Raw genomic sequence first — 16,456 nt, 5'->3', positions numbered from 1 at the left:
CTTTATTCCTCGGGGTATAGTATAAACTCCGCATAATTTGAAGAGTCAAAATAAGTATTCGCGGCTTCCTGTAAACTTTCAGAGCTTATACTCTCGATCTCTTCTTCAAAGTTTAAAAAGCTATCCAATTCACGATCATTCTCATAAGATTCACGAATTTTAGAAATCCAGAATGAATCATATTTCAAAAATTCCTTTACATTCCCTCGTTCCATTTCCTTTACCTTGTTTATATTCTCTGGGGAAACTCCATCTTTTTTAATGCTATCGATCTCTTCAAGAACCTTCGTTTTTAATTTCTCAACATTTTCTGGAGAGCAAGTGAATTGTACTGCAAGTCTATACCACTGATAAGGACTATCTGTCGCAAAACCGGAAACCCGAACGCCATATACGCCTCCCATCTTTTCTCGTAACTCCTCAGTTAATTTAATTTTTAAAACCTTCGCTAATATTTGAAGTTCTTTAGCTTTTTCGGGAGTAAATTTTAAGGTTCCAGTAAAACGCATATCTACCTGACTTTTATCTTCTATTCCTTTATAAACATCCTTCTGCACCCGACCGGTAACTCTACGCATTCCAAAATCCCTCCAATTGCTTTCAATTGAAGTGTCTGACGGTAAACTCCCTAAATAAGTCGCAGATAAATCTTTAATTGAATCTAGTTCGAAATTTCCTGCGAAAATGAAGGTAAATCCGTTAGCATTAGAAAAACGTTCTTTATAGAACTGGAAAGCCTCATCGATATTCAGTTCGCTTTCAATTTGATCTACTTTAAGAGGAATGCTTCTCATGTCGTTTTGAGTCATCGTTTTGGCTATCATCTCTTCAAAATACGATCCCGGGTTATCTTCGGTTCGTTTGTACAAAGTTTTCAATCGCTCCTTATGGGTTTCAAAACTATTCACATCCTTATTAGGTGCTGTAAAATACAAATGAGTCATTTCAAACATACGCTCCAAATCTTTTGTAGAACTACTTCCCGACATTAAATCGTCGTAATAATTTATATATGGAGTTACCTTGACATTCTTCCCCATATTCAACTTTCCTAAATTTATAGCGCTTATGTTATTCAGGCCGCTTTCACTTACAATTCTTCCGGCTTCCCGCGCTGAAACAAAAATAGAATCTGGGGAATTAGAACTTCCGCCAGGGCGAAATCCGCTCATAGAAATAATATCATTTTGAAACGTTGTAGGCTTAGCCATTACCGTAACCCCATTGGCAAATTTCCAGACCGTAGTATTAATACTTTCAATGTATCTGGAAGAAATAATTTCTCCTGCCACGGGTTTTTCGGTCATTAATTCCATATTCTTCAGATTATCAACATACGGAGAAAGCTCCATTGTTTTAGCACTTTTAAGGATTTGGAGGAAACGCTCTTCTGATGGAAGCTCAATAGCGTCGTCTTCAGGAGCATTAATTACTATGGCTACATTACTAGTATTTAACCATTCCCCTCCTATCTTATTTACTTCCTGAAGAGTAATTGTGGGTAAAATGGTCTTATAAAAATCATATTTAAATTGTTCACTTACCACCGGATCGTTGAAAGTAAAGAGATCTATAAGTCGTTCTACAAAAATTCTGGAAGGAATTTTATCTGCCTCATTTTTGAAGAATTCTGCATTTGTTAGAAGGTCAGCCTTATAACGCTCCAACTCTCCTTGGGTAAAACCAAAACGCCTCGCTCTTTCACTTTCAGCTACCATTGCTTTATAGCCTTCTAATATTTTATCTTCCTTTAAATTCGCTTTAAGATAATAGCTGTCTACATTCGTTAAGAACATTCCTATTCCAGCCGATGCTGAAAGAAAGGATGCATCTTTTTTTAAAGCTTCTTCATTAAAACGTTCCCTCAACATTCCTGAATAGAGAAGTTTCAACAAATCTCTTTTATAATCTTTATAGAAAACAGTAGGATCTGCATTCTTCTTGAAATAAACTGAAGCACTGTAACCTCTTGCTTCTTCATCTGTAATCACAATAGCTTTAGGCTCTTTGGCCTCCGGAATATCATACAGCTTCCTCTCTCTGGTCTTAGTGGGGTTTTTTAACGAACTAAAAGAACGCTGTATCTTTTGTTCAGTTTCGTCTACGTCAAAATCTCCCACTAGAATTAAAGCCATTAAATCAGGTCGGTACCACTCCCTATAGAACCGCTTAACAGCGTCGTATTTAGAATTAAGGATAATATCTAATTTTCCAATTGGCAGTCTTTCGGCATATCTCGAGTTGTTTGTCATTACCGGAATTGCTTTATAATACATACGTGTACCAGCTCCGCTTCTTGCCCTTAACTCTTCGGCTACCACTCCCCGCTCATTATCAATTTCTTCGTTAGAAAATGTGAGTCCATCGGCCCAATCTCTTAAAACCTGCAAACTGGTATTAAAAATTTCTTCATTATCTGTAGGAACCGAGAGCTTATAAACTGTTTCATCAAATCCAGTATGAGCATTTAGATCTGCACCAAACTCGACACCTATACTTTGCAAGTAATCTATTAATTCATTCTTCTTAAAATTTTTAGTCCCGTTGAACGCCATATGTTCCACGAAATGTGCTAAACCTTGCTGATCTTCATCTTCTAAAATGGAACCGGCATTAATAACCAATCTCATTTCAGCTTTATCTTCGGGACGTTTATTTTCTTTAATATAATAAGTCAATCCATTTTCCAATTTTCCTGTTCTTACCGATGGATCTAAAGGTAGCTTTTGATTTAAAGTGAAAAATTGATCTTTGTCTTGTGCAAACGTGCTTCCTACCAATAACAATAGAAAGATGCGCATTGCTATCTTCATAATTCTCATAATTCTGTTTTAGGGAAACAGGATTGCCTCCAAATAATGGCAACCCTGTTGAATGAATATGGCTAATAAAAATTTTTATCTAAAAGTTATACCCAGGATTTTGATCGCCCGGCCCAAGCAGCTGATTTCCTTCAATTTCCGTTAAAGGAATAGGTAGAATATATTGATTTACTGAAGTTATAGTAGATTTTAACTCCATTGCTTTATCAAAGCGAATCGCTGCAAACCAATCACTACCATTTTCGAAGGCCAATTCTTTGATATATTCTTCAAAGATATCATCCATAAGTTCTGGTAAACTTTCGGCTGCCGACATCTCTAGTCCGGCACGCATTCGTATAACATCTAGGGGCGCCTTACTTTCTTCTAAAGTTGCACCACTTCGAGCTAGTGCTTCAGATTTTATAAGATACATCTCTGCCAATCTTATAAAATAAGTTGGTCTATATGTGGTACTGTTATTCACTTTTAAAACAGTAGTCCCAGAGTATGTAAAAGCTTGTCTGGGGTCTTCATTCATTAAATTAGCAAACCAAGTTGTTCCTGCTCTTCCCAAATAAAAACGCTTTCTGTTATTTTGATCACTATCAGAATTCTCATCTCTATAGGTTTGTAAGATAATTTCAGAAGAACTAAGACCTTTATCAAATGTATCTTCAAAAGTTCCTTCCAGATTTCGGCTACCGGAGTTAATTACTTGATCTGCAATACTAGCAGCTTCAGCATAATCACCTTTATACAATAGCACTCTTGCCTTTAAAGCAAGTGCAGCAACTTTTGAGGCCCTGTAATTAACATTAAAATCGGGTGCATTTGCAATTGCAAAATCTAAATCGGATAATATTTGCGAATAACTTTCTGCAACCGTATTTCGAGCTTTGTCTCTACTAATGAAATTCACCGGTTCTGTACGTAAAATTATTCCTAAACTACTTGAAGCATCATAAAATTGACCAAAGTATCTCAGTAAATCGAAGGTGCCCATCGCTCTCAAAAAATGAGCTTCCCCAATAATTTCATTTCTGGTGGTTTCAGAAATCTCACTGGCGGGAAGTTCTGCTGTAAGTGCTATGCTGTTATTAGCTGCATCAACAACGGAATAAATAATTTTCCAGAAGCTGTTCACATTAGAATTATCAATAGAGAGATCGTTCTCGGCAAACTCTGAATTCGCCGATCCTCCTCCTGCACTGCTCATCGTACCAATCATGGCACTTGGAATAGTTTCTGAATACATATAATAATGAGCGGTAGTATAGGAAACTATCTGACCGTATACTCCATTTAATAATGCCTGAGCATCTTCTTCATTTTTAATAACGTTACCCGGAACCAGGTTGTCTGGCGGATCTTGATCTATGGCATCTGTAAGCTCGCAGGATACCGTAAGTAATAAGATAAGGCTATATATAAAATATTTTTTCATGATGTTTTTATTAGAATCTTAAATTAACACCCAGTGTGTAAGCACTTTGCGAAGGATATCTATTGGTATCACGGCCTGAACCTGAAATATCATTATTAAATAAAGTTCCTCCTTGTGGGTTAGCTCCCGGATATTTGGTAAAGGTTAGCACGTTTTGGGCGATACCATAAACTGCCAGACTCTTTACAAAAGAGAGTTTATCTAAAATTTGTTTAGGGAAATTATATCTTAAGTTAAGTGTGTTCAACCTTAAGTAAGAAGCGTCGTGAACATAGTAACTAGAAAGCCTACCGTTGCTATTTGGATCTCTGTAAACCATTCTGGGCTGATTAGTGGGATTTTCAGGAGTCCATGCATTAAGAACATCTGTTATTTTATTCTCAGCAAAGAAAGAGCTTTGAAAATTTATGTTTCTAGTTTGTGCAAACCATAACAAATCGTTTCCTACCGAATAACTGAACTGGGCAGATAAGGTAAGTTGTTTAAATCTAAAGCTACTTGAAAACCCGCCATACAGATCTGGTTGAGAATCTCCTATTACTTTTTGATCGAACGTGGTGATTTTACCATCTGGAACTCCTTCAGGCCCAGAAATATCTTTGAAGCGTAAATCTCCAAGAGCAGTTTCGTCATCCTGATATACTCCATCTGCAGCCCCCGCATTAAGCGCATCTATAGTTTCTTGATTTTGGAAGATCCCATCTGCCTCATAGCCATAGATTAACCCAATTGGGCTGCCTTCACGTAATCGCCCTCCGTTTCCTGGTATACCAGATACAAATCCATCATCATCCTTATAATCATCAGCTATCTTTGTAAGTTTATTGTTATTCTTAGTAGCATTTATTCTAATATCCCAAGAAAAATTTGGAGTTTGCACTACACCTAAATTCAATAACATCTCCACACCAGTATTACGAGTTTCCCCTACGTTGGCGAGTACTGTGGAAATTCCAGTGTTTCCAGGTGGTATGACAGGAAAAATAGCATCTCTGGTATCTTTTTGATAAAAACCTATCTCCCCGGAAATTCTATTATTGAATAATCCGAATTCGGTTCCAAAATCCAGTTGCCTTGTAGTTTCCCATCTTAATTTATCATTCCCCAATTGAGTAAGAATAACCGCACTCGTACCTCCATAGCTATAAGTTTCATATAAAGTTCTCCACTGATACGGGCCAAAATCCTGCTGTCCGGTTGTTCCCAAACTTGCTTTAAACTTTAAATTATTTATAACTTTATTATCTATAAGAAAATTTTCCTGAGACGTTCTCCAGGCTACGGCTACCGCAGGAAAGAAAGCGTACTTATTTTCTACTGCAAACTTAGAAGAGCCATCAACTCTCCCTACTAAGGTTAAAAGATAACGTTGATCATAATCATAATACACCCTTCCAAAATAAGAGGCCAGCCCTGAACCCTGGCTAGCGGAAAGCCCCCCGTTACTGGAGGTAGCATTACTAACATTGTTCAATACGCCGTTACTAAATCCTTCACCAAAAGCTTTATTATAAGAAGAGCTAACTTTTTCAAAGGTGGTTCCAACCACACTTTCCAAATGATGCATCTCACTAAAAGTTTTAGAGTATGTTAAAGTAGATTGCCACTGTACTACGCTGGATTGACTTCTACTATCTTGAGCATAGCCATCTCCATTTCCCTGAAGACGGCTCCATCCTCCTCTAGAGGTATATTCCGGATAAAAACTATTTTGATTTCCTGTGTTATAATTTACAGAAAGTCGAGTTTCAGCCTGTAAACCTTTAGCCAGATCTAACTGAGTGAAAAAGGTTCCTAAGAACAAAAAGGTGTTGTTCTCATTTCTGGCTTGAGATAAAGCAGAGGGACTCTCATAATTACTACCACTGGAAAATGAATAATTTCCATCTTCATCAAACTCCGGAAGATCGGGTCTAAAAATAAAAAGACGATCATATAATCCTGAGTCGGTAGAAGATTGATTGGCATAAGTGGTTTGGATTCTCGTACCAAAATTCCAATTATCGGTAGCTTCAGTATTCAAATTTAAGTTAATTGTATATCTTTTTCTATAAGAACCCTCAAATGCGGCTTGTTCATCTAAAGTTGATAATGAGGTAGAATATTGAGTTTTATTACTTCCTCCTCGAACGCTCAAATTAACGTTTGTTGATATTTGATTCCCCGGGTCTAACAATTCTTCCCAATTGGTATCTGCGTTTCCAAAATAAGAGCCATCACGAATACTTTGAGAAAATGCATCGGTACTGGAGCTATTGTTAACAGCAGTTGTCCATACATCTTTAAATTGCTGAGCATTAAGAACATCTAGAGAAGGTGTATTTTGAACCGTTGCCGACGTAGTAAGTTCAAACTGAGTTTGGTCGTTCTTGCTTCCGGTTTTAGTTGTAATAATTATTACTCCATTTGCAGCTCGCGAACCATAAATAGCAGCAGCAGAAGCATCTTTAAGCACGGTAATAGATTTAATATCACTCGGGTTGATATTACCAATTGGCGTACTTAAACCCTGGCTGTCAAGTTCCAGCCCAAGGTTCTGTCCTTCTGTCCCTCCAATTGGAATATTACTTTCTGAGACAACCGGGATTCCATCAATAACGTATAAAGGCTGATTGCTACCAAATAGAGAAGTTGTTCCTCTAATACGAATTTTAGAGGCAGAACCTGGCTGCCCGTTAGGAGAACTTACATTTACACCTGCTACCAAGCCTTGTAACCCTTGGTCTACACTTATTGTAGGAGCTTGGTTTTGAAAACTTTTCATATCCACAATACCCACAGACCCGGTGATATTTTCTTTTTTGGTCGTTCCATAACCAATAACAACCACTTCATCGATTCCCTCTAAAGATTCCTTCAATTCCACATCAATGTTGCTGCGTCCGTCTACCGGCACTTCTATAGTTTCAAAGCCTACGTAAGAAAATTCTAGCACCGATTGCGCATCTACGGCGATGCGATAATTGCCATCAAAGTTGGTGGTAGTCCCTACCTTAGTTCCTTTAATTATAATTGTGACCCCAGGGAAAGGCATTCCTTTATTATCACGAACAGTTCCACTTACAGTCTGCTGTAAATTCACCCCTTGGGATGTCTTCTCTAAAATATTATTTTCCCGTGGTCTTAACAGGATGAGCTTATTACGAAGCAGATACTCTGTATTGGTATTTTTAAATATCTTATCTAAAATTTGGGAAACGGGTTGCTTGACAGCATGTATAGAAACAGTTCTTTCATCATCTACCTTATTAAGGTTGTAAATGAATTTAAAATCTGTTTTTGATTCAATTTCTCTTAAAATATCTGCAATGCTCTGGTTAGCAACATCTAAAGAGATTTTGGTTTTTTGAGAATAAGAATTCGCATTTACCGAAAATAACGTAATTAAGAACAGTAATGTGGTTAGCTTCATCGCTAAAAGATGGTTTTTAAAATGAGGCTTTTTCTGCCTCATCACAAAATTGTTTTTCATACTTTTACATAGTTTAGTTAATTAATAGAATAGTTTACTGGGCAACATTTAATTAATCGGGGAGTGTTGCAGCATTCCTCGATTTTTCATTTATATATCAGGGTTTTGAGATAATTATATTTTTACCACTTATTTCATATTTAAAAGGAGTATCGGCAGCAAAAGTTGCTAATACTTCTTCTAAAGTTTCAATATCAAAACTGGCGGTAAAAACTTCGTTATTTAATTTTGAATAATTATTCTGGATACTCACTCCATACTTTCTCTCTAGCTTTTTAATAATGTTAGAGAAAGTCTTCTGCTTTAAAATCAGCCTATTATTAATCCAGGCGGAATGCAGCCAAATTTCAGCACTACTCACCGCTAATGAATTATCTGATTTATTGAATGAACCTTTTTGATTTGGTTTTAAAATGATAGATTCATCTATGTCAGTTTCGGTATACATTTTCACGGAACCACTTGCCAAAGCAACCTGAATATCTTTATCCTCATCATATGAGTTCACATTGAAAGAAGTTCCCAAAACTTCAATAGATAGACTTTGTGTCTCTACAATGAAAGGGTGATTTTTATCTTCACTTACCTCAAAGTAGGCTTCACCGGTAAGAGTAACTCTTCTAATGTCCTGCCCGGTGAAATTTACTGGATATCTCAGTGAACTCCCCGCATTCAGTTTTATAAAACTTCCATCAGATAATTTTACATTGAATATTTTTCCATATGGTACTTGTAAGGTATTATAAGCAACCACGGAAGAAGCCGCTAATTCCGGCCTATATATAAGGGTGTCACCTCTTTGGTGGGCTATAACTTTCCCCTCTTCAGAAACAATTTCAGCAGTTCTTAATTGCGTTAAAATTTCTGTTTTATGGTCATCCCCAAGCTCAACCGAAACTTCTGTAGGTAAGGCTTGTATATCGGAAGATTGATTCTTAAATAAAAAATTGATTAAGATTAAACTACCTATAAAAACAGCTGCAAGTGCAGCCCATTTAGGTTCTCTTACTAAGTTTAACAAAAGACCTGAAGGTTTCGAAGTCCTTTTATCCAACATTTCTAACCACGCCTTATCGACATCTAAATTGTCGATTTTATGCAGATCTTTTCCATAGGTTTTATAGAGCTCGATCTTTTTGTATAGATCTTCATTTTCTTGAGAGGCATTTACCCATTCTTGAAACTGATTTTGCTCTTCTTCATTTAATGAAGTGGTAAGCTTTTTATATATAATATGCAGAATTTCCTCTTTCATCATTTAAAGCTTTTAGAATAGGCTTATATATGTAAGAGTATAAAAATAAAAACAGGGTGATAAATTTTGATTATTATTTGTTAAAAAATCAAAATTACTTAGAGTTAACTATATAAAAAGAAGTAAAATGCGAGAATTGAGCGAGCTTTTTCTCAATTGACTGTAGGCTTTCTTCATTTGAGTTTTAACTGTATTGACAGATAATTCTAACTGATTGGCTGCTTGAGAATATTTTAAACCTTCAATAGCGCAAAGCTCAAACACTTTGCGAACTCCCGGAGGCAATTTACGTATCTCATTGAACAGTAATAAAATATCATTCTCATCAAATTGATCGGTATCGGAAGCATCCCAAACTAAAGAAGCTGCCTGCTCCTCTTCCAATAACTCAATTTTTTTCTTAGCTTCTTTTAAGTACCTTAAGCTATCATGATAAACGCAGGTTTTTAAATATGCCTCAAAATTGTCGATAGCAGCGTAATTTCCTTTTTCCATTATTCGTAAAAATACGTCCTGTACGATATCTTGAGATTGATCAAAATCTTTAACATAGCTATACGATAATGCACATAACGGTTTATAATGCTTATCGAAAAAAGACTTTAATGTTTTTTGATCGCTGGCCAGAATAAGAAGATTAGAAAATGGATATAATAAGCAAATTCTACAGGTCTCAATAAAACCCTTACGATATTACAATTTTCTACCAAAAAATCATAATATAGTTTCAAAGAATAAGGAAAAAAGCTTTTATGATACGGATAGAAATGATAATTGGAAGAAATTATAATGAAAAATAAGTAGGAACTTAATAAAAATAAAAAACCCGCAAACAAATGTTTACGGGTTTTTCTATATATGTTATTATGTGGGCAATGAGGGATTCGAACCCCCGACCCCCTCGGTGTAAACGAGGTGCTCTGAACCAACTGAGCTAATTGCCCAATGCTTTATATCGCAAAGGTGGATATCAATAAATTTCATTAAAAAAGACTTCAACTTGGAAGTCTTTTTAGTGGGCAATGAGGGATTCGAACCCCCGACCCCCTCGGTGTAAACGAGGTGCTCTGAACCAACTGAGCTAATTGCCCGCTCTCGCTAGATTGCGGATGCAAATATAGGCTAGTTTTTCAATTCCACAAAGTAAAAATGAAAATAATTAAATTATTTCTGCAACAGTAAAAGTGCTCCCTCCAATAAAGATAATATCCTGCGAAGAGGCGTTATCAGCTGCCGCTTTATAGGCATCTGAAACCGAACCGAATACAGATCCATTTAAACCACAATTGGCTGCTTCTGCTTTTAATACTTTTGCTTCTAACCCCCGTGGAACATCTGGTTTACAAAAGTAATACGCCGCATCTATCGGAAATAAAGGCAGTATTTTCTTTAGATCCTTATCTGAAACAACACCAAGAACTACATGGAGATGATTGAAATCTTCTTCCTTTAATTGCTGTATCACATATTTTAAACCTTCAACATTGTGAGCGGTATCACAAATTACTTTTGGATCTTCATGAAGTATGTCCCACCGACCTCTCAATCCTGTATTGTCACGAACCTTTAAAAGTCCATTCTTAATATTGCTCTGTGATATTCTCCATCCTTCTGAAATTAGCTGCTGAAGTGCAGTCACAACAGTTTGAATGTTCTTTTTCTGGTATTTACCTTTTAAGTCGGAAGTGAAAGATACATTAGGGAGCTCTGAAGCAAATTCAATTGGAGCATTCATCTGAGAGGCTCTATTTAAAAACACCTTTTCGGTTTCCATCTGTTTCTCCCCGATTACCACTGGAATATCGGCTTTTATAATTCCAGCTTTTTCAAAAGCGATCTCTTCTAAAGTATCACCAAGCATTTGAGTATGATCTAAGCCTATATTGGTTATAATAGAAAGAACCGGGTTAATAATATTAGTAGAATCTAGTCTACCTCCCAACCCTACTTCAACTATAGCGATATCTACTTTCTCTTCTGCAAAATAATTGAAAGCCATTCCTACTGTCATTTCAAAGAAAGACAATTTATTCTCTTCCAGAAATTTCATGTTATTCGAAATGAATTCAACCACATTCCTTTCCGGAATTTCTACACCATTAATTTTAATGCGTTCCCGGAAATCCTTTAAGTGGGGAGAAGTATATAAACCCACTTTATAGCCCGCTTCTTGTAACACTGAAGCCAACATATGGCTGGTAGAACCCTTACCATTAGTACCTCCTACATGTATACTTTTAAAGCTGTTATGAGGATTTCCCAGAACAGCTTCAAGCTTGATAATATTAGTAAGGTCTTTTTTGAATGCTGAAGCACCTATTCTTTGATACATAGGCAACTGTTGAAACATCCATTCAACAGTTTGAGAATAATTGAGCATTATTCAGATAATTTGAAGTTGTAAATAATCGTTCCCACCTGTTTAGAAGGCGCATTAGAATCACTATTGAATTTTGTAGCCAGAGCCGCACGTCTTGCAGGATCCAACAAGCAAGCTGCATTATTCGTGGTTCCCTTTACGCCGGGAATAGCTCGTGTTACTTGCCCATTTTGATTTACTTCAATTTGCACAACCACCAAACCAGACTCATTACAATCCTGAACGATTCGTTCCTTATTTAAAGCACGTCTACCGCCTAATCGGTAATTTCCATCCCCATCTAGGCCACTGCCATTACCATAATAAGCACTGGCATTTGGGTCGCCGTCCCTACTTCCTTTATCTCCGGCTACCCTACTATCTCCTTCTCCTCCAGAAGCAGTTCCTTCACTTTTGGGGCCGTTAAGAATACTACTCATAGCATCAGTAGTAGATTTATCTGGCTTAGGATCCGGCTTTTTAGCAGGAGGAAGTTTTTTAGGTTCAACTTTAGTTTCCTGAACTACCGGTTTCTTTTCCGGTTTTTTAACCAGTACTGGAGCTTCTTCTACTTCTTGGGTTACCACTTCTTCCACTTCTGCTTTAGGTTGAGCCTCCTCTGGAGCAGTTGTTTTTTGAGGAGCTGATTTTATAGCTTCCGTAGGCTGTACTTCCCCCATCCCTTCATCTGAAGTTCCAAAATTTATAGCAATACCATTCTCTGGTGGCGGATCCAGAAATTTCAATCCAAAGAAAAGCAGCACCAATATTAATAACACGTGCAATACCACCGTAATGGCAAATGACTTTCTCTCGTGTTTTGTGTTAAGTAAACTCACTTATAGATTGTTATTTATTCTTATTTATCTGCGTCTGGTTTTACCGCTAAAACAATTTTGTATTTGTTTCTATTAGCAATATCCATAACATTTACAGCCTTTTCAATTGGCACACCTTCCTCAGCTCTCAATATAATAGTAGGATCTTCTACTCCTGTTAATTTCGTCTTCAACGTACTTTCCAAAGCACTTGCACTAACGCGATCACTATCAATATATATTTGCAAGTCCTTCGTGATACTCACTGAAAGACTGGAAACATTACTGGTCTTTCCTTTGGCTTTTGGCAAAATTAGATCTAGCGCTTCAGGAGTAATAGCGGGAGAAGTTAACATGAAAAATATCAACAACAAGAATACAATATCTGTCATGGAACTCATGCTAAAGTCTGCACTAACTTTATTTCTACTTCTTAAGTTCATATTAAGCAGGTTCGTTTAATAGGTCTAAGAAATCTACCGCTGTAGCTTCCATTTGATGCACCACCTTATCAGTTTTCACCACTAAATGGTTATACCCAATATATGCGATGATACCAACAATAAGACCGGCTACAGTGGTTGTCATTGCAGTATAAATCCCTTCTGCTAAAGACCCCATTTCAGCTTGTCCGCTACTTGTTGCCAACTCGTGAAATGCCAATACCATTCCAATTACAGTACCAAGAAAACCAATCATTGGAGCTGCACCTGCAATAGTTGCCAGAATACTTACATTTTTTTCTAGCTTATAGACTTCAAGTCTTCCTGCATTTTCAATAGCAGTGTTGATATCTTCTAATGGGCTACCAATTCTCGAAATTCCCTTTTCTGTTAATCTTGCAACTGGGGTATTGGTTTGTGCGCATCTAATTTTAGCCGACTCAATATTTCCATTGAGTACGCTATCTTTAATTTGAAGCATAAAATTACTGTCTACCTCGGTCGCCGATTTAATAGCAAAGAGTCTTTCAAAATAAATATATACCGCTACAAAAAGCAATATAAACAATATAGCGATGATAATCTGGCCTCCCACGCCACCGCTTAATAGTAAATCAAACAATGAGAGAGTTTTCTCTTCTACAACCGGCTCCAACTCTTGAGTTGTCTGTGCCAGTTCATCTTGCGCGAAAAAGTATAGCATAAGTTAATCTAGGTTTTTTAATGTAACGTGAGAATATATATTTAATTGTAAAGATAGTATTATACCAATTGCTTTAAAGCAATTTCAAAGGCTGTACTACCAATATTTGTTTTTGAACTATTGTTATTAAATGTATTTTGAATTGCATTTTTAATAGTGATAGAAGTATCATTAAATATAGCTTCATCTGTCATTTGCACACGTCTTTCCATAAAATAGGCAAATACACGCGCCATCCCACAGTTAGCTATAAAGTCGGGAATAACGCTTACCTTAGAATCGGTGTACTCCATAATAGGCCCAAAAAATATCTCTTTATCTGCAAAAGGAACATTCGCCCCACAACTAATAACTTCCAGCCCACCGTTGATGAGACCTTCAATTTGCGATTTTGTAACTAACCTTGATGCAGCACAAGGCGCAAAAATATCAGCACTTAAATTCCATACCTTCTCATTTAACTCTTCAAAAGGAATAAGATTAGGATGCTTTAGTGTATTTCCATCTTTGTTTAGGAATAGTTCTTTAATCTCTTCAAAAGAAAATCCTTCTTCATTTATCAATCCACCAACCCTATCAATAATTCCAATCACTTTAACTCCCATTTGAGCCAAATAAAAAGCTGCAGCCGACCCTACATTTCCAAAACCCTGGACAATTGCAGTTTTACCTTTTACCTCCCCTCCATAAATGTCATAATAATGCTTCACCGCTTCTGCTACACCATAGCCGGTAATCATATCGGCCACCGTATATTTTCGGCTAATATCAGGAGAGTAATTTTTATTTTCCAACACTTTTATCACCCCATGACGTAACTGGCCAATTCTATTTATCTTATCAGCTTCACTGGGTTGGAAATGTCCGTTAAACACCCCTTCCTGAGGATGCCAAACACCGCAATCTTCAGTAATTGGAATAACTTCATGAATTTCATCAACATTTAAATCTCCCCCGGTACCATAATAACTCTTCAACAATGGAGAAACCGCTTTATACCAGCGCTGTAAAACTCCTTTTTTACGAGGATCTTTTGGATCGAAATTAATACCAGATTTTGCACCTCCTATAGCAGGGCCTGAAACGGTAAATTTCACCTCCATCGTCTTGGCTAAAGAAAGCACTTCATTCATGTCTAAACCTTCACGCATTCTGGTCCCTCCCCCGGCAGCTCCACCTCTTAAAGAATTAATTACCGTCCATCCTTCTGCCTCGGTTTCCCGATCTTTCCAATTAAAAACAATCTCAGGAGCTTTATTTTCGTATATATTCAGTAATTCTTTCATATCAGTATGTTTGCAGGCAAATATAGAAAACATATAGACCTTATTTTATTAAATTCAAATTATTACGAAGCAAAGCATTTAGGATTATCAAAGCTTAAGCCAAATTCTGCAGTATTCATGAAATAAGGTGAATTCATAAAAATTTTTACAGAAAATCCTAAGTTCATTTATGATGCACTCCAAAATTCAGATATAGCAATCTATTCCAATTTAATTTCCACATTCGTAAAAACACCTGTTCATCATTGAATATTACTAAGCAAAATCTTATCTTTGGTCACAAAAAATTGAATTTTCTAAAAAAATAAATAGCTAATGGATTTTAAACTAACAGAAGAGCATATAATGATTCGTGATGCAGCAAGAGATTTTGCAAAAAGCGAATTATTAGCTGGAGTGATTGAAAGAGATGAAAAGCAGCAGTTCCCAACAGAGCAAATAAAAAAAATGGGGGAACTCGGATTTTTAGGAATGATGGCTTCTCCCGAATACGGCGGAGGAGGAATGGATACGGTATCCTATGTATTGGCTATGGAAGAAATTTCAAAGATCGATGCCTCTGCATCGGTTGTTATGTCTGTAAACAATTCTCTGGTATGCTGGGGCTTGGATACCTATGGTAATGAAGAGCAAAAAAAGAAATACCTAACTAAGCTTACCACCGGGGAATCTTTGGGTGCCTTTTGTCTTTCAGAACCAGAAGCTGGTAGTGATGCTACTTCTCAAAGAACAACTGCAATAGATAAAGGTGACCACTATATTCTGAACGGAACTAAAAATTGGATCACCAACGGGAATTCTGCCGACTTTTATATCGTTATAGCGCAGACCGATCGTGAAAAAAAACATAAAGGGATCAATGCCTTTATAGTTGAAAAAGGATGGGCAGGTTTTGAAATTGGCCCTAAAGAACAAAAACTAGGTATTAGAGGTAGTGATACACATTCTTTAATATTTAATGATGTAAAAGTCCCTAAAGAAAATAGAATTGGAGAAGATGGTTTTGGTTTTAAATTTGCCATGAAAACCCTTTCTGGTGGAAGAATAGGGATCGCAGCTCAAGCTTTAGGCATCGCAGCAGGAGCTTACGAGCTCGCTCTTGAATATTCTAAGGTGAGAAAAGCATTTGGTACAGAAATTTGCAATCATCAGGCAATTGCCTTTAAATTGGCAGATATGCACGTTTCCATTGAAGCTGCAAGACATTTAGTAATGAAAGCTGCTGTCGATAAAGATAACCACGAAAATTATGATCTTTCTGGAGCCATGGCTAAATTATATGCCTCACAAGTGGCGATGGATGTTTCTGTGGAAGCCGTACAGGTACATGGTGGAAATGGCTATGTGAAAGAATATCATGTAGAAAGGTTGATGAGAGATGCCAAGATCACTCAAATCTATGAGGGTACTTCTGAAATTCAAAAAATTGTGATTTCGAGAAGTATTCTTAACAAATAAACATCCGTTATCATTTATATTATAAAAAGCAGCCAATAGGCTGCTTTTTTGTTTCCGAAAAACTTTATTCCATCTGCCTTATATAATAGCTTACACCTTATTAAGGAAAATTCGTTTATTTAGTAAATTCATAAATCTGTATTTGATTAATGCGTCCCCCTTGGGCTATCGCCTTCGGGCTGGGCTTTACGCGCTACAGGGTAGCTAGCTTCTATCCCTAGCCGGAATAAAAGTATCCAACCAAGTGCCTAGCACAACTAACTTTTAAGCTCATTCACAAGTTCTTCCAACCTAAAAAAGCAGCTGGTTGTGGCTACTTTTTTAATGCTGATTAAGACTTCTTTTACACAGAGTTATATAAAACAAAAAACCCCTTCATCGGATGATGAAGGGGTTTTCAAAAACAAGGCGGCG

11 protein-coding genes and 2 tRNA genes are annotated in these 16,456 nt (G+C 36.8%); 1 reads left to right on the top strand and 12 read right to left on the bottom strand.

Features of this window, described 5'->3' with window-relative positions:
- Positions 1-2 precede the first annotated feature (2 nt).
- The 12 genes from L1I30_RS11110 to L1I30_RS11055 form a co-directional block, all read right to left on the bottom strand.
- Entirely contained in the window at positions 3-2,822 is a 2,820-nt protein-coding gene (locus L1I30_RS11110) for a M16 family metallopeptidase (protein ID WP_236134367.1), read from the bottom strand.
- 79 nt (positions 2,823-2,901) lie between these two features.
- Entirely contained in the window at positions 2,902-4,248 is a 1,347-nt protein-coding gene (locus tag L1I30_RS11105; protein WP_236134366.1) for a RagB/SusD family nutrient uptake outer membrane protein, read from the bottom strand.
- A gap of 10 nt (positions 4,249-4,258) precedes the next feature.
- Complete coding sequence (locus L1I30_RS11100; RefSeq protein WP_236134365.1) at positions 4,259-7,720, bottom strand: TonB-dependent receptor; 3,462 nt, start codon at positions 7,718-7,720, stop codon at positions 4,259-4,261.
- Positions 7,721-7,817: 97 nt separating this feature from the next.
- Positions 7,818-8,978: a FecR family protein gene (locus L1I30_RS11095; protein ID WP_236134364.1), complete on the bottom strand. Its 1,161-nt coding sequence runs from the start codon at positions 8,976-8,978 to the stop codon at positions 7,818-7,820.
- 105 nt (positions 8,979-9,083) lie between these two features.
- Entirely contained in the window at positions 9,084-9,602 is a 519-nt protein-coding gene (locus tag L1I30_RS11090) for a sigma-70 family RNA polymerase sigma factor (protein ID WP_236134650.1), read from the bottom strand.
- Between the two features lie 242 nt (positions 9,603-9,844).
- Positions 9,845-9,919 (bottom strand) — tRNA-Val (locus tag L1I30_RS11085).
- 72 nt (positions 9,920-9,991) lie between these two features.
- Positions 9,992-10,066, bottom strand: a tRNA-Val gene (locus L1I30_RS11080).
- A gap of 68 nt (positions 10,067-10,134) precedes the next feature.
- A complete protein-coding gene (locus tag L1I30_RS11075) occupies positions 10,135-11,355 on the bottom strand; it encodes a bifunctional folylpolyglutamate synthase/dihydrofolate synthase (protein WP_236134363.1) in 1,221 nt (406 codons plus the stop codon).
- Positions 11,355-12,173 carry an energy transducer TonB gene (locus L1I30_RS11070; protein ID WP_236134362.1) on the bottom strand — a complete coding sequence of 273 codons (819 nt, stop codon included), beginning with the start codon at positions 12,171-12,173 and terminating at the stop codon, positions 11,355-11,357. The genes L1I30_RS11075 and L1I30_RS11070 overlap by 1 nt, the downstream gene beginning before the upstream one ends.
- Positions 12,174-12,193: 20 nt before the next feature.
- Positions 12,194-12,595 (bottom strand): ExbD/TolR family protein, encoded by a 402-nt coding sequence (locus L1I30_RS11065; protein ID WP_236134361.1) that lies wholly within the window; start codon positions 12,593-12,595, stop codon positions 12,194-12,196.
- Position 12,596: 1 nt separating this feature from the next.
- Positions 12,597-13,298 carry a MotA/TolQ/ExbB proton channel family protein gene (locus tag L1I30_RS11060; RefSeq protein WP_236134360.1) on the bottom strand — a complete coding sequence of 234 codons (702 nt, stop codon included), beginning with the start codon at positions 13,296-13,298 and terminating at the stop codon, positions 12,597-12,599.
- A gap of 59 nt (positions 13,299-13,357) precedes the next feature.
- Positions 13,358-14,584 carry a Glu/Leu/Phe/Val dehydrogenase dimerization domain-containing protein gene (locus L1I30_RS11055; protein ID WP_236134359.1) on the bottom strand — a complete coding sequence of 409 codons (1,227 nt, stop codon included), beginning with the start codon at positions 14,582-14,584 and terminating at the stop codon, positions 13,358-13,360.
- A 315-nt stretch (positions 14,585-14,899) separates the two neighbouring features.
- Between L1I30_RS11055 and L1I30_RS11050 the strand changes: the two genes are divergently transcribed.
- On the top strand, positions 14,900-16,042 hold the full coding sequence (locus L1I30_RS11050) for an acyl-CoA dehydrogenase (protein ID WP_236134358.1): 1,143 nt from the start codon (positions 14,900-14,902) through the stop codon (positions 16,040-16,042).
- Positions 16,043-16,456: the final 414 nt, after the last annotated feature.

Origin of the sequence: Gillisia lutea (genome assembly GCF_021568705.1) — a bacterium.
Lineage (GTDB): Bacteria > Bacteroidota > Bacteroidia > Flavobacteriales > Flavobacteriaceae > Gillisia > Gillisia lutea.
This window is presented reverse-complemented; position numbering and strand designations above follow the sequence as displayed.

Excerpts from the sequence above, each read along its gene's own strand:
- L1I30_RS11055 (WP_236134359.1), bottom strand. The coding sequence starts at position 14,584 with ATGAAAGAATTACTGAATATATACGAAAATAAAGCTCCTGAGATTGTT.
- L1I30_RS11050 (WP_236134358.1), top strand. The coding sequence starts at position 14,900 with ATGGATTTTAAACTAACAGAAGAGCATATAATGATTCGTGATGCAGCA.
- L1I30_RS11110 (WP_236134367.1), bottom strand. The coding sequence starts at position 2,822 with ATGAGAATTATGAAGATAGCAATGCGCATCTTTCTATTGTTATTGGTA.
- L1I30_RS11065 (WP_236134361.1), bottom strand. The coding sequence starts at position 12,595 with ATGAACTTAAGAAGTAGAAATAAAGTTAGTGCAGACTTTAGCATGAGT.
- L1I30_RS11075 (WP_236134363.1), bottom strand. The coding sequence starts at position 11,355 with ATGCTCAATTATTCTCAAACTGTTGAATGGATGTTTCAACAGTTGCCT.
- L1I30_RS11100 (WP_236134365.1), bottom strand. The coding sequence starts at position 7,720 with ATGAAAAACAATTTTGTGATGAGGCAGAAAAAGCCTCATTTTAAAAAC.
- L1I30_RS11095 (WP_236134364.1), bottom strand. The coding sequence starts at position 8,978 with ATGATGAAAGAGGAAATTCTGCATATTATATATAAAAAGCTTACCACT.
- L1I30_RS11105 (WP_236134366.1), bottom strand. The coding sequence starts at position 4,248 with ATGAAAAAATATTTTATATATAGCCTTATCTTATTACTTACGGTATCC.
- L1I30_RS11060 (WP_236134360.1), bottom strand. The coding sequence starts at position 13,298 with ATGCTATACTTTTTCGCGCAAGATGAACTGGCACAGACAACTCAAGAG.